Source organism: Luteipulveratus flavus, assembly GCF_029439465.1.
GTDB lineage: Bacteria > Actinomycetota > Actinomycetes > Actinomycetales > Dermatophilaceae > Luteipulveratus > Luteipulveratus flavus.
This window is the reverse complement of sequence record NZ_JAROAV010000004.1, coordinates 1-23,372: the sequence shown is the minus strand read 5'-3', so window position 1 is coordinate 23,372 and position 23,372 is coordinate 1. Positions and strand designations below refer to the sequence as shown.

The window sequence follows — 23,372 nt, the reverse complement described above, 5'->3', positions numbered from 1 at the left end:
ACTCCTAATCCAGCGGCGACGCGTCGACACGTCGCATCAGGGATCCAGCATGGCGTACGCGCGAGCCGGCGCGCAGCAGCACACCACTGGTCTTCTGCGGGCCGTTCCTGGACATCCGGCCGTCCGGCACGCGGGGGAAACACCGCCAGTCCGGGGATTTCGCCGCTAGGTTCGGTGGCACAGATCACATCCAGTGAGAGGAAGATCCATGGACGCCATCTGGTGGTGGATCATCGCAGCAGTCGTGCTCATCGCGCTCGTGCTGCTGATCCTGCCGATGATGCGACGCCGGCGTGCAGACGCACACCGCGCCCAGGCCGCCGACCTGCGCGAGCAGGCTCAGGGCCAGGCACGCACCGTGCAGGAGAAGGAGGCCGACGCCCAGCGCGCGTCGGCGCAGGCCCGGGAGACGCGCGCCGAGGCCGACCGCAAGAACGCCGAGGCCCAGAAGCTGGAGTCCGAGGCCGCCCGCCGGCAGGAGGCGGCCGACACCGAGCGTTCGTCCTACCACGACCAGCTGCGTGAGGCGGACCGTGTCGACCCCGACGTCGACACCGACGCCGACGGCCGTCGCTTGGACGGGCAGGACGGCCGGGTCGAGGGTGACCGCGGCCGGCACGCCGCCGACACGGACGGCACCACAGCACGTGCGGCGTCGGACCGCGCCTCTCATGACGGATCGGCGCGCCAGCAGGTCCCGCCGGTCGCCGCTGCGCCGGGATCCGCGGATCACGACCGCATCGGCCAGGACGACACCCGCCAGGGTGGACTCGGACACGACCGCGTCGGTCAGGACGACAGCCTCGGACGCGACCGGATTGGCCAGGACCAGCAGGGCGGTCCGGTCCCTCCGACGCACTCGGGCCACGGCCGTGATCTGGACGATGCCGGTCGTCCCACCGGCGCGATGCCCCCGGCTCGCGACCAGGACCTGGGTCACGACCAGCCGGGCGGCGCCGTACCTCCCACGCACACCGCGCCCGACAGCGATCGGGCCGGTGCGACGTCCGGCTCGCACGCCAGCTACAGCGACGAGCAGGCGGGTCGGCACGGTGTCGACCAGTCGGACGACGTCCCGCGCGCACAGGACTTCGCGCGCGGGGGCCAGCAGAGCGGCGTGCCGTCCGGTGCGGCAGCAGGTCGTGACCAGGCCGGCGCCGTGCCTGCCCCGGCAGGCGAGGACCGGCCCGGTGTCGCGGCTCAGGGCGACGGCCAGCCCGCCGCCCGCCTCCCCGAGACCGATCGGGGAGACGTGACTCCGGACCAGGGCGCCACCGGCCGGCCGGGCCAGGACCTCGAGGGTGAGCCCGGTCAGCACGTCCAGGGTGAGCCCGGTCAGCACGTCGCCGGCGAGCGGGGGACGGACGCGGACCGCCCGGCGTGGGAGACCGACGCCACCGACGAGGAGAAGCAGGGCCGGTCCTGGCGCGACCGGCTCCGGCGCGACGACCAGCGCTGAGCCGCCGTCGATCACCAGGGAGCGGGGCCGCCGTCGGGCGGCCCCGCTTCGCGCTGTCCGGCCGGTCGCGCGAGTCGGTCGGCGTACCGGGGCAGGATGAGCGGATGGCGGACGAGGACCTCGCGTGGCGCAGCGCCACCCAGCTGATCACCGGGTACGCACGGGGTGACTTCTCCCCGACCGAGGTCCATCGCGCCGTGCGGGCGGTCGTCGAACGACGCGAACCGGTCCTCAACGCGCTCGCCCAGGACTCCGCCGAGACGTCGGAGCGCCAGGCCGCAGCATCGACCGAACGGTGGGTCCGCTCCGCACCGATCGGTCCGCTCGACGGTGTCCCGATCACGGTGAAGGAGAACGTCGCTCGCCGCGGCATCCCGCTCCGCGCCGGGAACGCCGGCTCTCCGGCCGTCCTCCCCACGCGGGATGCGCCGATCACCGAACGGGTACTCGGGGCCGGCGCGGTCGTCCTCGGGTCCACCGTGATGCCCGACTGGGGAATGCTCTCCTCCGGCGTGTCCAGCCTGCACGGCATCTCCCGCAGCCCGCTGGACCCGACCCTCACGACCGGAGGCTCCAGCTCGGGCGCGGGAGCGGCGGCCGCCGGCGGGTACGGGCCGCTCCACGTCGGTACGGACATCGGCGGTTCGATCCGCTTGCCCGGCACCTGGCTCGGTCTGGCCACGCTCAAGCCGTCGGACGGCCGCGTACCCCTCGACACGCCGTACCTCGGGCGGGTGGCCGGCCCCCTCGCTCGTTCCGTCGAGGACATCGCGTTGCTCATGCGGGTCATCGCCCAGCCCGACCCGCGAGACTGGGCGAGTCTGCCAGCTACCGAGATCGACTGGGAAGAAACGTCTTTCGAGCCACGCGGCCTCCGCGTCGGTCTGCTCCTGGACGCCGGGTGCGGCCTCCCCGTGGACCCGGAGGTGCGCCGCACCGTCGAGGCGGCGGCCACCGTCTTCTCCGAGGCCGGCGCCGAGGTCGTACCCCTCGAGCCGTGGATGTCACCCGAGCTGCTCGACGCGCTCGACACGTTCTGGCGGGTGCGCTCGTACGCCGACCTCGTCGCGCTCGACCCACAGGCGCAGGCGCGCGTGCTGCCGTTCATCGTGCGCTGGGTGACGGCGGCGCGCGACGTGAGCGGTCTGCGGCTGATGGAGTGCTACACCGCCATCAACACGATCCGCGCCCGCACGGTCGCCGCGACCCAGCCGTACGACCTGGTGCTCTCGCCGGTCGCGCCGATGGCCGCTTTCCCCGCCGAGTGGCCGATGCCGTGGGGCGAGACCGACCAGGGCATGGCGCACATCGGCTTCACCGCGCCGTACAACCTGTCCGGCCAGCCCGCCGCCACCGTCAACGCCGGATTCACGACGGACGGCCGGACCGTCGGCGTCCAGCTCATCGGGCGGCGGTTCGACGACGCCGGCGTCCTCCGGGCGGCCCGCTGGTACGAGGCGCACCGACCTGCCGCCGTGCGCGTTGACTGGCGCGCCCACGACCGCTGAGCCGCACCGCTACTGCGCCGGAACTTCGCGGGACGTTGCGTTTGCTACTCATCAGTAGGACAATGGATTACTAGCGAGTAACTTACGTGGGCGAGTCCGCCACCCGATCGATCGGGCACGGGCCGGCACGGCGTCCTATCAGTCAGAGAAGGGGCCAGCATGGGTCACTACAAGAGCAACGTTCGCGACCTCGAGTTCAACCTGTTCGAGGTCTTCGGCCGCGGTGAGGTCCTCGGCCGGGGTCCGTACGAGGACGTGGACGTCGAGACCGCGCGCGACATGCTGAAGGGCGTCGCCGAGCTGGCCGAGACCGAGCTGGCCGCCTCCTTCGACGACGCGGACCGCAACCCGCCCGTGTACGACCCGCAGACCAAGAGCGTCGCGGTCCCGGAGAGCTTCAAGAAGAGCTACGCCGCCTACCAGGAGTCCGGCTTCTGGAACGTCGACGTCCCGGCCGAGCTGGACGGCACCGTCGTCCCGCCGTCGCTGAAGTGGGCCATGAACGAGATGGTCCTCGGCGCGAACCCGGCGATCGCGATGTACGCCGCCTCCTACTCCTTCGCCAAGCTGCTGTACGTGCTCGGCAACGACGAGCAGAAGAAGCTCGCGAAGTGGATCGTCGAGAAGGGCTGGCACTGCACGATGGTGCTGACCGAGCCGGACGCCGGTTCGGACGTCGGCGCGGGTCGCACCAAGGCCGCGCAGAACGACGACGGCACCTGGAACGTCCAGGGCGTCAAGCGCTTCATCACCTCGGCCGAGTCCGACATGGTCGACAACGTCATCCACTTCGTGCTGGCCCGCCCCGAGGGCGCCGGCCCCGGCACCAAGGGCCTGTCGCTCTTCATCGTCCCGAAGTTCCACGTCGACCTCGAGACCGGTGAGCTCGGCGAGCGCAACGGCGCGTACGTCACCAACGTCGAGCACAAGATGGGCCTGAAGGTCTCCACGACCTGCGAGGTCACCTTCGGCGACCAGGAGCCGGCCGTCGGCACCCTGTTCGGCGACAAGCACGACGGCATCGCCCAGATGTTCCGCGTCATCGAGCACGCCCGGATGCTCGTCGGCTCGAAGGCCATCGCGACGCTGTCCAGCGGCTACCTGAACGCGCTGGAGTACGCCAAGGAGCGCGTGCAGGGTGCCGACATGACCACGCCGGCCAAGGACGCGCCGCGCGTCACCATCACCCACCACCCGGACGTGCGTCGTTCGCTGATGACGCAGAAGGCGTACGCCGAGGGTCTGCGCGCGCTGGTGGTCTTCACCGCGACCCAGCAGGACACCGTCGACGCCGAGCAGCTGAAGACCGGCGTCGAGACCATCCCGAACGACTCGCCGGCCGCGCTGGCCAACCGGGTCAACGACCTGCTGCTGCCCATCGTCAAGGGCGTCGGCTCCGAGCGCGCCTGGGTGCTGCTCGGCACCGAGTCGCTGCAGACGTTCGGCGGCTCCGGCTTCCTGCAGGAGTACCCGATCGAGCAGTACGTGCGTGACGCCAAGATCGACACGCTGTACGAGGGCACGACCGCGATCCAGTCCCTGGACTTCTTCTTCCGCAAGATCATCAAGGACCAGGGCCAGGCCATCGGCTGGCTCGCGCAGCAGATCGCCGAGACCGTCAAGGGCGGCGGCAGCGACGACAAGATCGCCGGCGAGCGCGAGCTGCTCGGCCAGGCGGTCGCCAACCTGCAGGCGATCCTGGAGGTCATGGGCAACCACGCGTTCGGCGCGCTGGAGCAGCCGAAGGAGGCCTACAAGGTCGGCCTCAACTCGGTACGGCTCCTGCTGGCCGCCGGCGACGTCGTCATCGGCTGGCTGCTGCTGCGTCAGGCCGAGGTCGCCCAGGCCCGCCTCGACGCGGGTGACGCGGGCAAGGACCAGGCGTTCTACACCGGCAAGGTCGCCGCGGCGAAGTTCTTCGCCCAGACCGTGCTGCCGCGCCTGGCGTCCGACCGTGCGATCGCCGAAGGCGTCAACCTCGAGCTGATGGAGCTCGACGAGTCGGCCTTCTGATCGACCGGTCGGTCGCGTAGGACAGCGGCGGCGGGGCACCCCATCTGGCGGGGGTGCCCCGCCGCCGCTGTCGTACGGGGCCGAATCTGCTCCAAGAGTCGGGTTCCGGCGGACTCACCCAGCCGGACGGATCACTCCGTTACGGTCGGCAGATCCGACCGCGGCCATGCCCCGGCCTCGGGCAACCGGAGGAGCCACCGATGTCTCTGTCCCGTCGCACCTTCCTCGTCAGCACCGGCGCCGCCGGCCTCTCGCTCGCCCTGACCGGCCGTGCGGAGGCGCTCCACACCGTCCGTCCAGGGCCGAGGGCCGGCTACGGACCACTGCTCCCGGACCCCGCCGGGATCCTGGACCTGCCGCGTGGCTTCAAGTACCGCATCCTGTCCCGCGAGGGTGACCGATTGCTGTCAGGCCAGGGTCGCGTCCCGGGCAGCCATGACGGCATGGGCAGCTTCACCGGCTCGCGGCAGCACACCCATCTGGTCCGCAACCACGAGAACTATCCCGACGCCACCAACACCGTGCCGACCGCGGGCCTCGCCACCACCTACGACCCCGGCGCGGGAGGCGGCACGACCAACCTCGTGCTCGACCCGGCGCTGCGGACCCGCGAGGAGTACGTCAGCCTCGGTGGCACCGCGATCAACTGCTCCGGTGGCCACACGCCCTGGCGGACCTGGCTCACGTGCGAGGAGACCGAGGGCCGGGCGGGTACCAACGGCTACACCAAGGACCACGGCTGGATCTTCGAGGTCGACCCGTACGACAACAGGCGCAACGCCGACCCCGTCCCGCTGACCGCGATGGGTCGCTTCATGCACGAGGCCGTGGCCGTCGACCCGTCCAACGGCGTGGTGTACGAGACCGAGGACGCCTTCTCGGGTGCGCCGCTGGGCTCGTTCTACCGCTTCCTGCCGAAGAAACCGCTGGCCGGGCACGGCAGCCTGCGCGCCGGCGGCACGCTCCAGGCGATGCACGCGCCGGGACTGAACGACATGTCGCTGGTCCGCGAGCCCGGCACCACGTTCACGAACGTGCAGTGGTTCGACGTCCCGGACCCGACCGCCGCCACCACGCCGGTCCGCGCCCAGGAGTACGCCAAGCCGATCGTGCGCGGTCAGAAGCTCGAGGGCTGCTGGTGGGGCGATGCCGACGGGTGCGTCTACTTCGTGTCGTCGTTCGCCCGCCCGAAGGACGGCTCGGCGGCCACGCACGACGGGCAGGTCTGGAAGTACGACCCGCGGCGCCGCACGCTCACCCTCGAGATCATCTTCAACGGCACCGACGCCGACGACACGTACGAGTGCCCGGACAACATCTGCATGTCGCCGTACGGCGGACTGATGATGTGCGAGGACTCCAGCGGCGAGAACTACCTGCTCGGCACGACCCGGGACGGCGAGCCGTTCACCTTCGCGCGGAACCGGCAGGAGCTGTCGCCGGGTGAGACCGGCGAGCTGTCCGGCGTCTCGTTCTCCCAGGACGGGCGGACGCTGTTCTTCAACGTCTACACGCCGGGGACCACGTTCGCGGTGACCGGTCCCTGGCGCCGGCACAGCTGAGCCTCCTGGGTCTCATCCCAGCCCCTGCCGGACCGCCGCCCGCCCGCCCCGCCGGCCGAATGCGCGTGTCCTGCTGATTTTCCACGCGGAATCACGCAGGACACGCGCACTCGGCCCGGAGAAGCGGTGGCGGTCGCGGGAGCCTCCGGGCGGCGTCAGGGGGCCGGTTCGGGCTCGCTCGTGCCGTGCGGACCGGGGTGGCTCGGCCACCACCAGCGCTCGCCGATGATGCTGACCAGGGCCGGCACCACGACGCTGCGGACCAGGAGGGTGTCCAGCAGGACACCGAACCCGACGATCGTGCCGACCTGGGCCAGCTGGATCAACGGGAGCACGCCGAGCACCGCGAAGACCGACGCCAGCAGGATGCCGGCGCTGGTGATCACGCCACCGGTCACGGCGAGCGCGCGCACGATCGCCGGTCTGGCCGCGGCGCCCTCGGACGCCTCCTCACGAGCCCGGGTCGTGAGGAAGATGTTGTAGTCGACGCCGAGGGCGACCAGGAAGAGGAACGCCAGCAGCGGTGTCGACAGGGCCATCGCCGGGAAGTCCAGCCAGTGGTCGAACGCGAACCAGCTGGCGCCCATGCTCGCCACGTACGTCGCCATCACCGTGAGGACGAGCAGTACCGCCGCGACGACACTGCGCAGCAGCAGGAGCAGCACCGCGAGCACGATCGCGAGGATGACCGGCGTCAGCACCCGGTAGTCGCGGGCCGCGGTGGTCTGCGCGTCGAGCGCCTCGGCGTCCGCACCGCCGACGAGCGCTCGAGCGCCCGGCACCGAGGAGGCGGCCGTCCGGACGTCGCGCACGATGTCGAACGCGCGCGAGCTGTTCGGGTCCGCCGACAGCACGGCATCGAGCTCGGTGATGCCACCGCCGGATCCGGCAGGCCGTACGGACGCGACGCCGTCGACCTTCTGCACGGCGGCGGTCACCGCGGCCACCTGATCGCTGCGGGTGAGGACGACGGTGGGCTCGCTGGTGCCCGCGGGGAACGCGCGCGCGAGCTGCTCCTGGCCGACGACCGCCTCCGGCTTCTGCAGGAACTGCTCGGTGGAGGTCAGCCCGATCCGCAGGCCGAACCCGCCGCAGGCCAGCACCGCGAGCACCGCGGCGCTGGCGAGTCCGACCTTGACGGGGTTCCGCGTCACGCGCTCCCCGACGCGCGACCAGAACCCGTGGTGCGTCGGTTCGGCCTGTCCCAGCCGCGGGACGAACGGCCAGAAGAGCCGCCGACCGAACAGCACCATCGCGGCCGGAAGGACGAGCAGGGCGAAGGCGAGCGCGATCGCGATGCCGACGGCGGAGGCGTACCCGAGGGACTGGGTGAACGGGTCGTCGGCCAGACCGAGGCTGAGCAGCGCGAGGATGACCGTGCTCGAGCTGGCGAGGACGGCCGGGGACGCCGAGCGCAGCGCGGCCCGCATCGCCTCGTGCCGGTCCTGGGTACGGCGCAGCTCCTCGCGGTAGCGGGCGATGATCAGCAGCGCGTAGTTCGTGCCCGCGCCGAAGACCAGCACCGAGGTGATGCCGGTGACGGCGCCGTCGGCGCGCAGGTCCGTCACGCGGCTCAGGGCGGCGACCGCCTTGGAGGCGACCTGGTCGCCCACGGCGACGACGATCAGCGGGACGAGCCACAGCCACGGGCTGCGGTAGGTCAGCAGGAGCAGCAGCGCGACGACGCCGGCGGTGGCGAGCAGCAGCCGGACGTCCGCACCCTCGAAGATCTTGCCGACGTCCGCGGAGAACGCCGGTCCGCCGGTCACATTGACCTGCAGGCCCGCGGGGAGATCGCCCCGAAGGGTGGTGCGCAGCTGCTCCACGGTCGTCGACGTCTGGTCGTCGGTGAGGTCGGCCGACAGCGGGATCACCAGCAGCCCGGTGCTGCCGTCGCGGGCGTACTGCGGCGGTGGTCCCTGCCGGCTGCGGTCACCGGCCACGACCCGGCGCTGAGCGGCCGTGACGGCGGCGCGGTCGGCGGCGGTCAGCGCGCCGGGGCGGGAGAAGACCGCGATCGCGGGCGCGTTGCCGCCGGAGGGGATCTGGTTGCGGAGGACGTCCGCGCGGGCGGCCTCCGCGGACGCCGGGAGTGACGTCGCAGTGGTCGACGTGGCCTCGGCGCTGCCGCCGAGGGCCAGTGCGGCCGCTGCGACGACCACGGCCAGTACGACCGTCACCCACTTGGCACGTCGTCCGACCAGCCGGCCCAGCGCGCGGGCCGCCGGCGAGAACAAGCCGTGCGGGTCGCGCCGGGGCGTGGTGTCGACCGCGACCGAGCTGCCGTCCTGAGTCACCTCGCGGTCAGCCATGCTGGCCGGCGAGCGCAGAGAGGCGGCGTACGGCCAGCTCGTAGCCCTGGACGCCGCAGCCGACGATGACGCCGGCGGCGATGTCGGAGAGGTACGAGTGCGCCCGGAAGCCCTCTCTCGCATGGACGTTCGAGATGTGGACCTCGACGAACGGTGCGTCGAGCGTCGACAGCGCGTCCCGGATCGCGATGCTCGTGTGCGTGTATGCGCCTGCGTTCACCACGAGTCCGTCCGTGCCGTCGGACGCGAGGCGCTGGATCTCGTCGACCAGTGCGCCCTCGTGGTTGGACTGGAACCAGCTCAGCTCGCAGTCGAGCTCGCTCGCGACAGTGGCGCACGACTTCCCGATCTCGGCGAGGGTGGTCCGGCCGTAGGTGGCCGGCTCGCGTTGGCCGAGCAGGTTCAGGTTGGGCCCGTTGAGGACGGCGAACGACGGCATACCGCCCAGTATGGCTGGCGACGGACGCCGTACGGGGATGGCCGGTCAGCCCCCGTCGTACGGTGGCGCGACGCCCCAGCCCCAGCGCGGGACGGGAGCGTCGCGGACGACGTCGGCCCCGGGCTGGGAGTTCGTCCGGGCGATCCGAGTGCCCCACTCGAGGTAGCCCACGAAGGCCGCGCGGAACTCCGGGTCGTCGGGCAGACCGGCCTCGTCGGCGCTGTCGAGGAGCAGCTCCAGCCAGCGGCGGCGCTGCGGCTCGGTGATGGCCTTGTCGATGTGGTGGGCGACCATCCGGGGGTAACCGCCGAGCTCGTCGGTGTAGCGCGGTGGTCCGCCGAACACCTCCGCGAGCCACAACGCGACGTGCTGCGGGTGGTTCGGCGCCATCTGGGCGAACAACGGCCCGATCACATCGTCCTGCAGCACCTTCGCGTAGAAGACCGACGTCAGCCGTTCGAACGCCTCCTCGCCGCCGGCCCAGGTGTAGAGCGTCGGTACGGCGCCCGCGTCGGCCGCGTCGGTCACGAGGCCGGCTTCCGACGGGAGGACGGGCCGGCGCGGCGTGCTTCGTGGACGGCGGTCAGCGCGTCCTGCAGCTCGGCGATCCAGTCGCCCTCGTGCTCCGCGACCAGCCGTACCGACCACGCCAGGGCCTCCGAACGGGAGCGCGCGACGCCCGCGGCGACGAGGGTGTCGAGCACCTGGCGCTCCGGCTGCCGCAGGCGCGTCATCACCGGGATGGACAGGTTGGTGAAGAGCTCGCGCGTCTCACCGCACTGGGCGCCCCAGGCGACCTTGCGCCCGAACCGACGCTCGGCCTCGTCGGCGATGCGCATCCGCTGCTGGCGGGTGTCCTCGCGGAAGCGCTTGATCCGCCCGGCCTCGGCGCCGCGGTGGGCGGCCTCGCCGGTGTCCTCGACGTCGGGGGTGGGCAGTGTGCCGACGACCACGATCTCCTCGCGATCGACGGTGACCTCGGGCTCGGCCTCGAACCACTCGTCGGGGAGCCGCCCGATGAGCCAACCATGAATGTCACTCATGCACTGATTACACGCTTACACCGTTGCAGCCGTCAAGAGCAGAATCTTCTCTCGACCCGGCGACCGTCGGCGGGCACAGTGGGGCCATGACGCCACCTCGCAAGCGCACCTCGTCCTCGACGTCGTCGAAGAAGCCGCTGTCGCGCAGCGAGCTCGCCGGGCTGGACGCCTGGTTCCGTGCGGCGAACTACCTGGCCGTCGGGCAGATCTACTTGCTCGACAACCCCCTGCTCAAGCGCGACCTGGTGGCCGACGACATCAAGCCGCGGCTGCTCGGGCACTGGGGTACGACGCCCGGCCTCAACCTCGTGTACGCCCACCTGAACCGGCTGATCCGGCAGCGCGACGTCAACGCGATCTTCCTCGCCGGCCCCGGTCACGGCGGGCCCGCGGCGGTCGCGAACGCCTACCTCGAGGGCACGTACAGCGAGGTGTACCCGCGGATCAGCGAGGACGCCGAGGGGCTCCAGGCGCTGTTCCGGCAGTTCTCCTTCCCCGGCGGCATCCCCTCGCACGTCGCCCCGGAGACGCCCGGCTCCATCCACGAGGGCGGCGAGCTCGGGTACGTCCTCTCCCACGCGTACGGCGCGGCGATGGACAACCCGGACCTCGTCGTCGCGGCGGTCGTCGGCGACGGTGAGTTCGAGACCGGTCCGCTCGCGACGTCCTGGCACGCCAACAAGTTCATCGACCCGACGGTGGACGGGGCTGTGCTGCCGATCCTGCACCTGAACGGGTACAAGATCGCGAATCCGACTGTGCCCGCGCGCATTCCGCGCGAGGAGCTGACGAAGCTGCTGGAGGGGTACGGCCACGAGGTCATCACCGTCGAGGGCGACGACCCGGCGGACGTCCATCAGCAGATGGCCGCGGCGCTCGACCGCGCGCACGACTCGATCACCGCGATCCAGGACGCGGCCCGGTCGGGCAAGAAGCGTCGGGGCTCGGCCGATGCCGATCGGCCGCGCTGGCCGATGATCCTGCTGGTGACGCCGAAGGGCTGGACCGGACCGAAGACCGTCGACGGCGTCCAGGTCGAGGGCACCTGGCGCGCCCACCAGGTGCCCCTCGCCGAGACCCGTACCAACGAGGACCACCGCGTCCAGCTGCAGCGCTGGATGGAGTCGTACGACCCGGCCGCGCTGTTCGGCGAGGACGGACGACTCGTGGCCGACGTGAAGGCGCTGGCTCCCGCGGGAGACCGTCGGATGAGCGCCAATCCGCACGCGAACGGCGGTTTGCTGCGGAAACCGTTGAGGATCAGGGACTTTCGCGAGTACGCCATTGAGGTCAAGACGCCGGGTGGATCGGTGAACGAGGCCACCCGGGTGTTCGGGTCGATGGTCGCCGACATCGTGCGGGACAACCCGACCTCGTTCCGGCTGTTCGGTCCCGACGAGACCGAGTCGAACCGGCTGGGCGCGGTGTACGAGGCCACCGACAAGGTGTTCGCCGGCAAGATCCTGCCGGTCGACGAGCACCTGGAACGGCACGGCCGCGTGATGGAGATGCTGTCCGAGCACACCTGCCAGGGGTGGCTGGAGGGCTACCTCCTGACAGGCCGGCACGGGTTGTTCTCCTGCTACGAGGCGTTCATCCACATCGTCGACTCGATGTTCAACCAGCACGCCAAGTGGCTCAACACCACCCGCGAGCTGGAGTGGCGACCTCCGCTGGCGTCGCTGAACTACCTGCTCACCTCCCACGTCTGGCGGCAGGACCACAACGGGTTCACCCACCAGGACCCCGGCTTCATCGACATCGTCCTGAACAAGAAGCCCGAGATCGTCCGGGCATACTTCCCGCCGGACACGAACACACTGCTGTCGACGATGGCGCACTGCCTGCAGAGCGAGCACTACGTCAACGTCGTCGTCGCCGGGAAGCAGCCGCAGTTCGACTGGCTCGACGCCGACCAGGCGGCCGACCACTGCGCGCGCGGCGTCGGCATCTGGGAGTGGGCGTCCAACGACGACGGGGACCCGGACGTCGTCATCGCCAGCGCGGGTGACATCCCGACGCTAGAGGCTCTGGCCGCCGTGAGCCTGCTGCGAAAGCACCTGCCGGACCTGAAGATCCGGTACATCAACGTGGTCGACCTGATGCGGCTCCAGGACGAGAAGGAGCACCCGCACGGCCTGGCTGGTCGCGACTTCGACACGCTGTTCACCCGCGACAAGCCGATCATCTTCGCCTACCACGGGTACCCCTGGGTGATCCACCGGTTGACGTACCGGCGGACGAACCACGACAACCTGCACGTCCGCGGGTACAAGGAGGAGGGCACGACCACCACGCCGTTCGACATGGTGATGATGAACGACCTCGACCGGTACCACCTGGTGATAGACGTCATCGACCGCGTGCCCAGTCTCGGCTCGCGAGCGGCACAGCTGCGGCAGGACATGATGGACGCACGACGTCGCGCCAAGGAGTGGACCCGCACGTACGGCGAGGACGCGCCCGAGGTGAGCGGCTGGACGTGGGACGGCAGCGCCGATGGTGAGGGCTCACCGTCCGCCACGTCCACGAGCGAGACCAGCGCGGACTTCGGGTGACCGCAGCGCGACAGCTGAGCGCCGACTGCTCGCAGTGCTTCGGGTTGTGCTGTGTCGTCCCGGCGTTCGCCGCCTCGTCCGACTTCGCGATTGACAAGCCGGCGGGTACGCCGTGCCCGAACCTCGCCGCCGACTTCGGGTGCTCGGTGCACGAGCGGCTGCCGGAGCTCGGCTTCCGCGGATGCACCGTGTACGACTGCTTCGGCGCGGGCCAGCGGATGTCACAGGAGACGTTCGGTGGTGTGGACTGGAGGTCCGGGGCCGCGCCGCCGATGTTCGACGTGTTCCCGGTCATGCGGGATCTGCACGAGCTGCTCTGGTACGTCTCGGAGTCCGTACGTCTGCTCCCGGACGGCCCGCTGCGCGCGGCGTTGCGTGCGGAGGCGGACCGGCTGGATGCCCTCGGCGCGGGCAGTCCGGCGGAGGTGGCCGAACTCGACGTCGACGTGCTCCGCGGAGAGGTGAACCCACTGCTGCAGCAAGCGAGCTCGCAGCTGCGTGGCAGTGGAGGGCCCGACCTGCGAGGCGCGGACCTGCTCGGAGTCGACCTCCGGCGCCGCGACCTCCGCGGCGCGAACCTGCGAGGAGCGATGCTGGTCGCAGCCGATCTGCGGGGTGTCGATCTGGCCGGCGCCGACGTGACCGGGGCGGACATGAGGGACGCCGACCTGCGTGGCGCCGACCTGTCCGGGACGCTCTACCTGCTGCAGTCCCAGCTCGACGCCGCCCGCGGCGACGCCACGACCCACCTCCCACCCCACTGGCCCGCTGAGTAACCGAAGTACCTCCGGTCGAGCAGGCGACTGAAACACACCGCCGGTCGAGGCGCGACCACCCCCCCCCCCCCCCCATACCGCCGGTCGATAGAAAACAGAGCAAGGCACCGCCGGTCGAGTAGGGCGAGGCGCTAGCCGAGCCCGTATCGAGACCAGCGGACCACGGCTACTCCATCGACGGTCGCTTCGCAGGCTTACGGGCCAGAGACGGCAACAGCTCCAGCCGGCCGGTGATCAGGGCCTCGCGCTTCGCGCGACTCCAGTTCTGCACCTGCTTCTCCAGCGCGTAGGCCTGGTCGACACGAGTGCACTCCTGCGCCCACACGAGCTCGATCGGCAGTCGCCGTCGGGTGTATGCGGCGCCCTCCCCCGCTCGGTGCTGAGCGAGCCGGCGTTCGAGATCACGTGTGCTGCCGACGTAGTAGCTGCCGTCGCCGCATCGCAAGATGTAGGTCCACGCCATGACGCGAGTCTGTGTGCGGCGGTGCCGCATGGCCGATCGGCTGCTCCGTGGTGTGGATCGCTGGTACATCCGCGCGCGGGTTGTGGACGGGGTTCGGCTGGTCTCGATACGGGCTCGGCTAGCGCCTCGCCCTACTCGACCGACGGAGGGTGCCCGCCTCGCCCTACTCGACCGACGGAGGGTGCCCGCCTCGCCCTACTCGACCGACGGTGAGTGCCCGGCTCGCCCAACGGGGTGTCCGGGTCAGGGGTTGAGGGCGGCGAGGGTTTGACGGGCTATGGCGAGCTCTTCGTTGGTGGGGACGACCAGGACGGTGACCTCGGAGGAGTCGGTCGAGATCACCCGCGGACCGTCGTTGGCGCCCTTGTTGCGGCGTCCGTCGATGCGAATCCCCAGACGCTCCAATCCTTCCAGCGCCGCCGCTCGCAGCTCGGCACTGTTCTCGCCGACGCCTGCAGTGAACGTGATCACGTCGACGCCGCCCAGCACGGCCAGGTAGGCACCGACGTACTTGCGCAGCCGGTGCAGGTAGACGTCCAGGGCGAGCCGGGCACGCTCCTCGCCCTGGTGGACCGCCTTCGACAGGTCGCGGAAGTCGGCGATGCCGGACACGCCGAGGATGCCCGACCTCTTGTTCAGCAGCTCGTCCAGAGCGGATTCGTCCAGGTCCGCGACGCGGTGCAGGTGCAGCAGCACACCGGGGTCGATGTCGCCGCCTCGCGTGCCCATGACCAGGCCCTCCAGCGGTGTGAGCCCCATCGAGGTGTCCACCGGACGTCCGCCGCGGATCGCGGAGGCCGAGGCACCGTTGCCGAGGTGCAGCACGATCTGGTCGAGGTCGGCGAGATCACGCCCGAGGAACCGCGCGACCTCCTGGGACACGTACTCGTGCGACGTGCCGTGGAAGCCGTACCGGCGGATCGCATACTTCTCCGCCAGGTCGTGGTCGATGGCGTACGTCGAGGCGGCCTCGGGAAGGTCCGAGAAGAACGCCGTGTCGAAGACGGCGACCTGCGGGAGGTCGGGAAAAGCGTTGGTAGCGTTGCGGATCCCGTCCGCGTTGACCGGGTTGTGCAGCGGTGCGAGCACCGATACCCGGTCGATCTCGGAGAGGACCTTCTCGTCCACCACCGTCGGCCGGGTGAGCGCCCGACCGCCGTGCACGACCCGGTGGCCGACGGCGACCAGCCCGGCCGCGGCGAGGTCGACCCCGCGGTCCGCGAGCGCCGTCCGCATCACCTCCAGCGCGGCGGCCTGGTCGGGGACTTCGGCGTCCTCCTCGCGGGCTTCGCCGTCCACGGTCAGCGAGATCGACGAGCCGGACGCGCCGACCCGCTCGATCGTGCCCTTGGCGCGGGCCTCGCCCGACTCGGGCTCGACGACCTGGAACTTCAGCGACGACGAGCCCGCGTTGAGCACGAGCACCGACCGGCTCATCGGCGAGCCTTGTCGGCCGCGTGAGACGTGGACGTCGACTGCGCCTGGATGGCGGTGATCGCGACCGTGCTGATGATGTCGTCCACCAGAGCTCCTCGGGACAGGTCGTTGACCGGACGGTTCAGACCCTGCAGAACCGGCCCGACGGCCACCGCGCCGGCGCTGCGCTGCACGGCCTTGTAGGTGTTGTTGCCGGTGTTGAGGTCCGGGAAGATCAGCACGGTCGCCTGCCCGGCGACCGGTGAGTCCGGCATCTTGGTCCGCGCGACGTCGGCGTCGACGGCGGCGTCGTACTGGATCGGTCCCTCGACGAGCAGGTCCGGACGCCGTTCGCGGACGAGGGCGGTCGCGTCGCGGACCTTGTCGACGTCGGCGCCCGCACCGGACGTCCCCGTCGAGTACGACAGCATCGCCACCCGCGGGTCGATGCCGAACTGCTCGGCCGTGGCCGCGGACGAGATCGCGATGTCCGCCAGCTCGGTGGCGGTCGGGTCAGGGTTGACGGCACAGTCGCCGTACACCAGGACGCGGTCGGCCAGGCACATCAGGAAGACGCTGGACACGACGGACGTGCCCGGCACCGTACGGATGATTTCGAACGACGGGCGGATCGTGTGGGCCGTGGTGTGCGCGGCGCCGGAGACCATGCCGTCGGCCTCGCCGAGGTGGACCATGAGCGTGCCGAAGTACGAGACGTCCGTGACGACCTCGCGCGCCTTCTCGACCGTCATGCCCTTGTGCGCACGGAGCTCGGCGTACACCTTCGCGTACCGCTCGACGTGCTCCTCGTCGGTCGGGGACAGCACGGTCGCGCCGGAGATGTCCAGGCCCGCCGACGACGCTTGCGCCCGCAACGCGGTCTCGTCGCCGAGCAGGACGAGGTCCGCAACCCCTTGCCGCAGAAGGGAGTCCGCGGCCCGCAGGATGCGCGGGTCGTCACCCTCGGGCAGGACGATGCGCCTGCGGTCCGAGCGCGCCCGGGCCAGCAGCCGGTGGGTGAACATCAGCGGCGTCACCGCGGTCGCGTCGGCCACGTCGATCGCGGCGAGCAGCGCGTCGCCGTCCACCGCATCGGCAAACGTGCGCAGCGCCGTCTGCCGCTTGACCAGGCTGCCGGAGGAGAGCGCGCCCTTGGTGCCCGCCAGCCGGGTCGTCGTGTCGAACGTGCCGAGGTCGGTGACGATGATCGGTAGGTCGCTGGGCGAGCCGTCGATGAGCTGCAGGATCGTGTCCGGCGGGCGATAACCGCCGGTCAGCACGATGGCCGACAGCGCCGGGAAAGTGCCCGACTGGTGCGCGAACACCAGGCCCGGCAGCACGTCGTACCGGTCGCCGGGCGCGATCACGGTGACGTCCTCGACCAGCCGGGTGAGCACGTTGGGCATGGACATCGCGGCGATCACGAACCCGCGCGCCTCCCGGTCCAGCCACGCGTCGTTGCCGCGCAGCAGCTCGCCGTCGCACGCGGCGAGCAGGCTGCGGACGGTGGGCGCCACGAGCAGGGGCACCTCGGGCAGGACGCCGAGCAGCGGTGCTCCACCCGCGGCCGGGAGGTCGCCCAGCCGTTCGCGGACGTCGGCGAGCACGTCGGTGGAGACCCGGTTCGCGATGAGCGCCACGGGGAGGGCGTGCTCCTCGCGCAGCTGCTCGCAGGCGAGCTCGGCGGCGACCGCCACCGCGTCCGCGTCGCGCTCCTTGCCCTGGACGACCAGCACGACCGGGCTGCCGAGGTTCGCGGCGATCCGCGCGTTCATCGCCGCCTCACCGCCGCTGCTCACGTCGGTGAAGTCGCTGCCGAGCACGATCACGACGTCACGCGTCGCCGCGAGCCGGTGGAACCGGTCGACGATGTCGCCCAGAGCGCCGGCCTCGTCGGTGTGCAGCCGGTCGTACGTCACGCCGATCGACTCGTCGTACGACTGGTCGATGCCCGCGTGGGAGCGGAGCAGCTCGACGACGGGGTCCGGCCGGTGGTCCGAGCCGGTCACGGCACGGAACACGCCGATGCGGCCGGCCTCGCGCGACAGGAGGTCCAGGAGGCCGAGCGCGATCGTCGACTTGCCCGTCTCGCCCTCGGTGGAGGTGATGTAGACGCTGCGCGACATGGTCCCAGGTTAGGCGGCCGTCACCGGAACTCGGCCAGCCGCTGGTCGTGCACGAGAGCGCCGCTGAACAGGTCGCCGTGCTCGTCCAGGCGCGCGGCCGTGGTCCTGATCGTCCAGCCGTCCGGTCGCAGCGTCGGGTCGTCCAGCTCCTGCCAGCCGATCGGCATGCTCACGGGCGCTCCGGGGGCCGGTCGCGGCGAGTACGGCGCCACCAGCGTCTTGCCGACGGCGTTCTGGGTGAAGTCGAGCCGGGCTCGCCCCTGTCGCTCGGTCTTCCGCCACTTCCAGCTGACCTGCCCCGGGGCGAGCTTCCCGATCGTCCGGGACACGCGTTCGACCCAGGCGCGCGTCTCGTCGTACGTCGGGCCGCGGCGGACGGGGACCCACACCTGGATGCCGCGGCTGCCGGTCACCTTCGGCACACCCCTGACGCCGAGCTGCTCGAACGCCGCCCGGTGCAGCCGGGCCAGCTCGAGCGTCTCCTCCCAGGTGGTCCGCTCGCCGGGGTCGATGTCGAACAGCGCGTACGAGGGCCGGTCCGGCGCGTCGGTCGGCGACGTCCACGGGTGCCACTCCAGCGCGCCGAAGTTCGCCGCCCAGACCAGGGCGGCCGGCTCGTCGACCACCAGGTACGTCCGTGTCTCGCCGGCGTCGGCGTCGGAGTTGTCCCAACGGCCGACCCAGTCCGGGGCGTGATGAGGAAGGGCCTTCTGCCAGAACCCTTTTCGCGTGGCCCCGTCGGGGTAACGGTGCAGGTTCATCGCCCGGTCGCGCACGTACGGCAGCACGACCGGCGCGACACGTGCGGTGTACGCGAGCAGCTCCCGCTTGGTGACGGGGTCCTCGCCGGCGCGGCCTGGGAAGAGCTCCTTGTCCAGGTGGGTGACCGCCAGCTCACGACCGAACACCGTCCAGGTGCCGTCGTCGCCGAGCCGGTCCAGCGCGGCCAGCTCGTCGTCGGACGGCCCGGACGCCGCGCCGACCACGACCTCGACAGCGTCCTGCGCGGGGCGGTCGCTGCGCCACAGGTACGCGGGGTCGGCCTTGACCTCCTCGTTCGTGCGCCCGCTGATCACCGAGCGCGGATGGTCCTCGGGATCCCAGCCGTCCACCGCGTGGTCGTCGTGCTTGTGCAGCAGCAGCCACTGCTCCTTCTCCTTGGCGGGCCCACGGCGGACCAGGACCAGCCGGCCCCGCAGCTTCTCGCCGTACATGTCGGCGTGCAGGTCGCCCTTGGCCACGGCGGCCACCGGGTCGTCGGTGTCGTGCGGGACCCAGGTGCCGCGGTCCCAGACGATGACGTCGCCCCCGCCGTACTCGCCGTGCGGGATGACGCCCTCGAAGTCGACGTACTCGATCGGGTGGTCCTCGACGTGAATCGCCATCCGGCGGACGGACGGGTCCAGGGTCGGGCCTTTGGGTACCGCCCAGCTGGCGAGGACGCCGTCCATCTCGAACCGCAGGTCGTAGTGCAGGGCCGTCGCCCGATGCCGCTGCACGACGAAGCGCAGCCCACCGGTGGACGGCGCGGCGGTGTCGCCGCTCGGCTCGGGCGTCGTACCGAAGTCACGCATGCTCCGGTACGCGGCCAGCCTGTCGCTCGCGTTCATGCGGCCACCTCCGTTCGAGCGGCGGTACGACCCGTCGCGACCAGTCTCCCTCGCGGTCACCGGGTCTCGACACGGGCTCGGCCGGCGCCTCGCCCGGCTCGACCGGCGGGGTCGGTCAGTCGGCGGGGTCGGTCAGTCGGCGGGGTCGGTCAGCCGGCGGAGTCGGTCAGCCAGCGGGGTCGGCGGGCGGCGGCGTGTCCGGGTCCTCCGGCTCCACGGTCGGTGGCAGTGCGGGCTCCGAGACCGGCGGGGCCTGTGGACGGATGCGGGGAGTGGTCAGCGGGCCCTCCTCCACCGGCATCTGGGCCGCGGCCTCCGCCTGCCGGACGGCGGCAAGCGCTGCGTCCGCGGTCGTCGAACCGAACCAGTCCTTCACGTCGTCGTCGACGTCGCCCGGACGGGAGGTGTCGGACTCCGGCTCGGGACCCTCGTACCGGAAGACGCCGTCGTCGCCCTTCGCACCGAACGCGCGAGCCATCTCCTGCAACGACTTGCTGAAGTCGTTCGGAATCATCCACACCTTGTTCGCGTCGCCACGGGCCATGGTCGGCAGCGTCTGGAGGTACTGGTACGCCAGCAGCTCCGGCGTTGGGCGACCCTGCTTGATGGCGGCGAATGTCTTCTCGATCGCCTTCGCCTGGCCCTGGGCGGTCAGGAACTGCGCCGCGCGCTGACCCTCGGCGCGCAGGATGGCCGACTGGCGCTCGCCCTCGGCGTTGAGGATCGCCGCCTGCTTGGCACCCTCGGCGGTGAGCACCGCCGCCTGCTTCTGGCCCTCGGCGGTCTTGATGGCGGCCTCCCGCTGACCCTCCGCGGTGAGGATGATCGCGCGCTTGTCGCGGTCGGCGCGCATCTGCTTCTCCATCGAGTCCTGGATGGAGGGCGGCGGGTCGATCGCCTTCAGCTCGACGCGGGAGACGCGCAGCCCCCACTTGCCGGTCGCCTCGTCCAGCACGCCGCGCAGCTGGGTGTTGATCGCGTCCCGGCTGGTGAGCGCCTGCTCGAGGTTCATGCCGCCGACGACGTTGCGCAGCGTCGTGATCGTCAGCTGCTCGACCGCGAGGATGTAGTTGGCGATCTCGTACACCGCGGCCTTGGGGTCGGTGACCTGGAAGTACACGACGGTGTCGATCGAGACGGTGAGGTTGTCCTCGGTGATCACCGGCTGCGGCGGGAAGGACACGACCTGCTCGCGCAGGTCGACCCGCGAGCGGATGCGGTCGATGAACGGCACCAGCCAGGTGACGCCCGCCTCGGTGGTCCGGTTGTACCGGCCGAGCCGCTCGATCACCGCGGCCTGCGCCTGCGGGATGACCTTGATCGCCTGGATGACCGCGATGACCACGAGCACCGCCAGCACGATCAGGGCGATCAGGCCGATGGGCACATCATCCATGGGACTCACCTCTCACGTAGACCGTCGCGCCACGGACCTCCGTGACGGTGACCTCGGCGCCGGCATCCAGGATCGGCTCGCTCGCGTACGTCCGGGCCGACCAGACCTCGCCGTGCACCTTCACCTCACCGCGGTGCTCGTCCACCGGCGCGAGCACGGTTGCGGGCGCGCCGATGATGCGCCGCATGCCGAGCTGCGGCGGCTCCTGCCGGTTGAGGTGACGCAGCAGCGGCGGCCGGACGACGACCACGAGCAAGACGGTGATGACCGCGAACACCACGAACGGAAGCCAGTGGTTGTCCGGCAGCAGCGCGGCCGTCGCGGCACCGCCCAGCGCACCGCCGGCGACCATGAGCAGCACGAACTCGGCCCCCAGCAGCTCTGCGGCCGCAAGCACGAGAGCCGCGATGAACCACAGCAGCGCCGACATGGCTCGACCCTACGCCGGGAGCCCGACATCACACCGTGGACAGGAGGGAAGCCTGTGGACAGCCATGGGGTTGGCTACTCACGTGAGTGACTCGATCCGTACCCGCGTCCGCGTCCGCGCCCCCGAGCTGCGCGGGCGGGGCTGGCTGAACACCGGCGACCGCGAGGTCCGCCTGGAGGACCTGCGCGGCAAGGTCGTCGTGCTGGACTTCTGGACCTTCTGCTGCGTCAACTGCCTGCACGTCCTGGACGAGCTGCGTCCGCTGGAGGAGAGGTACGCCGACCAGCTGGTGCTCATCGGGGTCCACTCCCCCAAGTTCGAGCACGAGGCCGACCCGGACGCGCTGGCCGCGGCCGTCGAGCGGTACGCCGTCCACCACCCGGTCCTGGACGACCCGGAGCTGGTGACCTGGCAGGCGTACACCGCGCGGGCGTGGCCGACGCTGGCGGTGATCGACCCCGAGGGGTACGTCGTCGCGCAGATGTCCGGCGAGGGTCACGCGCACGGGCTGGCCGTCCTGATCGAGGAGCTGCTGGAGGAGCACGCCGCCAAGGGGACGCTGCGCGCCGGTGACGGGCCGTACGTGCCGCCGCCCGCGCCGACCACCTCGCTACGGTTCCCGGGCAAGCTGGCCGGGCTGCCGGACGGCTCGGTGCTGCTGTCCGACACCGCGCACCACCAGGTGGTCCACCTGGGGCCGGACCTGGAGACCGAGCGGGCGCGGTACGGCTCGCGCGAGACGTTCAACGAGCCGCAGGGCGTGCTCGTGCTGCCGACGGACGTCGCGGAGCGTATCGGGTATGACGTCGTGGTCGCCGACAGCGTCAACCACCAGATCAAGGGAATCCGTCTGTCGGACGGGCGGATCGGCGTTCTCGCCGGTACGGGAGAGCAGCTGCGCGAGCGTACGGGCTCGGGTCCGGCGCTCAAGCAGGACCTGTCGACGCCGTGGGACCTCGCCTGGTGGATCGACCGGGTCGTGATCGCGATGGCCGGGACCCATCAGCTGTGGGCACTTCACCTCGCGCCGAACCCGGCCGACTCGACGGTCGCCGTCCTCGCGGGAACGTCCTCGGAGGGCATCCGCGACGGGGCGGCGGACGAGGCGTGGTTCGCGCAGCCGTCCGGACTCGCGTCCTCCTCCGACGGGTCGAAGGTCTGGATCGCCGACTCGGAGACGTCGGCGCTGCGGTCGATCTCGTTGAACGACAACGGGTTCGAGGTGTCCACGTACGCGGGGCAGGGACTCTTCGACTTCGGTCACCGTGACGGGCCGGCGAGTGAGGCGCTGATGCAGCACCCGCTCGGGGTCACCGAGCTGCCGGACGGCTCGGTGGCGATCAGCGACACGTACAACGGGGCGATCCGCCGGTACGACCCGGCGACGAGCGAGATCTCCACGCTGGCAACGGGGCTCGCCGAGCCGAGCGACGCACTCGTCGTCGCGGTCGGCGGCGAGGTCCATCTCGTGGTGGTGGAGTCGGCTGCGCACCGGCTGACGCGGGTTGCTGTGCCCGCCGACGCCCAGCGGGTCGACGGCCCGGCGCACCAGACGCAGCGACCGCCGACCGAGCTCGCGGGTGGGGAGGTCGAGCTGCGGGTCGCCTTCGAGCCGCCGACCGGTCAGAAGCTCGACCTACGGTGGGGCGATCCGACGCAGCTGATGGTGTCCGCGTCGCCGGAGGGCCTGCTCGTCGACGGCGGCGGCACAGCGACCGGCCTGACGCGGACGCTGCGGCTCGACCCGACCGTCGGGTCCGGGACGCTGCACGTGTCGGTGCGGGCGGCGGCGTGCGACGGCGACCCGGTGACCGGCGAGGTGCCCGAGCACGCGGCGTGCCACCTGTACCAGCAGGACTGGGGCATCCCGGTCGTCCTGACCGCCGGCGGCGGCGACACCCTCCACCTCGACCTCCGCGGCGTCTGACCCAGCACTACCTGCGCCTCGCACCGGCTCAACCAGTGGGAACTCCCGCCGGTCGAGTAGGACGAGCCCCAGGGCGAGGACGTATCGAGACCACCGCAGCGGGTGCACCTGGTCTCGATACGGCTCCGCTAGCGCTCCGCCTACTCGACCGACGGTGCTGTACCCGAGTCGAAACCTGGTGACGCGTTCGCGCGAGTCTCCCTGTGCCTCACCAGGTTTCGACACGGTCCTCGGCTGGCGCCTCGCACCGGCTCAACCAGCGGGAACCCCCGCCCGGTCCCGGTGCCGTCCGCCGGTCGAGTAGGACGAGCCCCAGGGCGAGGACGTATCGAGA

The 23,372-nt window shown here is 71.2% G+C and carries 17 protein-coding genes; 7 read left to right on the top strand and 10 right to left on the bottom strand.

Annotation, left to right across the window (positions count from 1 at the left end):
* Window positions 1-208: 208 nt before the first annotated feature.
* From P4R38_RS00875 to P4R38_RS00860, 4 genes are all read left to right on the top strand, one after another.
* Window positions 209-1,459 carry a hypothetical protein gene (locus P4R38_RS00875; protein ID WP_275237103.1) on the top strand — a complete coding sequence of 417 codons (1,251 nt, stop codon included), beginning with the start codon at window positions 209-211 and terminating at the stop codon, window positions 1,457-1,459.
* A gap of 104 nt (window positions 1,460-1,563) precedes the next feature.
* A complete protein-coding gene (locus P4R38_RS00870; RefSeq protein ID WP_275237102.1) occupies window positions 1,564-2,967 on the top strand; it encodes an amidase in 1,404 nt (467 codons plus the stop codon).
* Between the two features lie 159 nt (window positions 2,968-3,126).
* The gene (locus tag P4R38_RS00865) at window positions 3,127-4,980 is read left to right on the top strand and encodes an acyl-CoA dehydrogenase (protein ID WP_277190579.1); all 1,854 of its coding nucleotides are present in this window, start codon (window positions 3,127-3,129) and stop codon (window positions 4,978-4,980) included.
* 200 nt (window positions 4,981-5,180) lie between these two features.
* Complete coding sequence (locus P4R38_RS00860; RefSeq protein WP_277190578.1) at window positions 5,181-6,542, top strand: alkaline phosphatase PhoX; 1,362 nt, start codon at window positions 5,181-5,183, stop codon at window positions 6,540-6,542.
* Window positions 6,543-6,697: 155 nt separating this feature from the next.
* On the opposite strand, the gene P4R38_RS00855 is transcribed toward P4R38_RS00860, so the two are convergent.
* Genes P4R38_RS00855 through P4R38_RS00840 form a run of 4 tightly spaced genes read right to left on the bottom strand, consistent with a single transcriptional unit; the run spans window position 6,698 to window position 10,336 of the window.
* Entirely contained in the window at window positions 6,698-8,854 is a 2,157-nt protein-coding gene (locus P4R38_RS00855) for an MMPL family transporter (RefSeq protein WP_277190577.1), read from the bottom strand.
* On the bottom strand, window positions 8,847-9,293 hold the full coding sequence (gene aroQ / locus P4R38_RS00850) for a type II 3-dehydroquinate dehydratase (protein WP_277190576.1): 447 nt from the start codon (window positions 9,291-9,293) through the stop codon (window positions 8,847-8,849). The genes P4R38_RS00855 and aroQ overlap by 8 nt, the downstream gene beginning before the upstream one ends.
* 45 nt (window positions 9,294-9,338) lie before the next feature.
* Window positions 9,339-9,821, bottom strand: a complete 483-nt coding sequence (locus P4R38_RS00845; RefSeq protein ID WP_277190575.1) for a group II truncated hemoglobin — start codon at window positions 9,819-9,821, stop codon at window positions 9,339-9,341.
* Complete coding sequence (locus P4R38_RS00840; protein WP_275237096.1) at window positions 9,818-10,336, bottom strand: hypothetical protein; 519 nt, start codon at window positions 10,334-10,336, stop codon at window positions 9,818-9,820. The genes P4R38_RS00845 and P4R38_RS00840 overlap by 4 nt, the downstream gene beginning before the upstream one ends.
* 86 nt (window positions 10,337-10,422) lie before the next feature.
* Here P4R38_RS00840 and P4R38_RS00835 point away from each other — a divergent pair, with 86 nt between their 5' ends.
* Together P4R38_RS00835 and P4R38_RS00830 are read left to right on the top strand one after the other, a co-directional pair.
* Entirely contained in the window at window positions 10,423-12,894 is a 2,472-nt protein-coding gene (locus P4R38_RS00835) for a phosphoketolase family protein (RefSeq protein ID WP_277190574.1), read from the top strand.
* Window positions 12,891-13,670, top strand: a complete 780-nt coding sequence (locus P4R38_RS00830; protein WP_277190572.1) for a pentapeptide repeat-containing protein — start codon at window positions 12,891-12,893, stop codon at window positions 13,668-13,670. Before P4R38_RS00835 ends, P4R38_RS00830 begins: the two co-directional genes overlap by 4 nt.
* Window positions 13,671-13,836: 166 nt before the next feature.
* Here P4R38_RS00830 and P4R38_RS00825 read toward each other — a convergent pair whose 3' ends face one another.
* The 6 genes from P4R38_RS00825 to P4R38_RS00800 all read right to left on the bottom strand — a co-directional run bounded on the left by P4R38_RS00825 (window position 13,837) and on the right by P4R38_RS00800 (window position 21,111).
* Window positions 13,837-14,133: a GIY-YIG nuclease family protein gene (locus P4R38_RS00825; RefSeq protein ID WP_277190571.1), complete on the bottom strand. Its 297-nt coding sequence runs from the start codon at window positions 14,131-14,133 to the stop codon at window positions 13,837-13,839.
* 243 nt (window positions 14,134-14,376) lie between these two features.
* Entirely contained in the window at window positions 14,377-15,570 is a 1,194-nt protein-coding gene (locus tag P4R38_RS00820) for an acetate/propionate family kinase (protein WP_277190570.1), read from the bottom strand.
* A complete protein-coding gene (gene pta, locus P4R38_RS00815) occupies window positions 15,567-17,675 on the bottom strand; it encodes a phosphate acetyltransferase (protein WP_277190569.1) in 2,109 nt (702 codons plus the stop codon). The genes P4R38_RS00820 and pta overlap by 4 nt, the downstream gene beginning before the upstream one ends.
* Window positions 17,676-17,695: 20 nt before the next feature.
* Window positions 17,696-19,285, bottom strand: coding sequence for a non-homologous end-joining DNA ligase (gene ligD, locus P4R38_RS00810; protein WP_277190568.1), 1,590 nt, complete (start codon window positions 19,283-19,285; stop codon window positions 17,696-17,698).
* A gap of 166 nt (window positions 19,286-19,451) precedes the next feature.
* A complete protein-coding gene (locus P4R38_RS00805; protein ID WP_277190567.1) occupies window positions 19,452-20,681 on the bottom strand; it encodes an SPFH domain-containing protein in 1,230 nt (409 codons plus the stop codon).
* Complete coding sequence (locus P4R38_RS00800) at window positions 20,674-21,111, bottom strand: NfeD family protein (protein WP_277190566.1); 438 nt, start codon at window positions 21,109-21,111, stop codon at window positions 20,674-20,676. Before P4R38_RS00800 ends, P4R38_RS00805 begins: the two co-directional genes overlap by 8 nt.
* Window positions 21,112-21,193: 82 nt before the next feature.
* Here P4R38_RS00800 and P4R38_RS00795 point away from each other — a divergent pair, with 82 nt between their 5' ends.
* Window positions 21,194-23,038 (top strand): NHL domain-containing thioredoxin family protein, encoded by a 1,845-nt coding sequence (locus P4R38_RS00795; protein WP_277190565.1) that lies wholly within the window; start codon window positions 21,194-21,196, stop codon window positions 23,036-23,038.
* The last annotated feature ends 334 nt before the right edge of the window (window positions 23,039-23,372 follow it).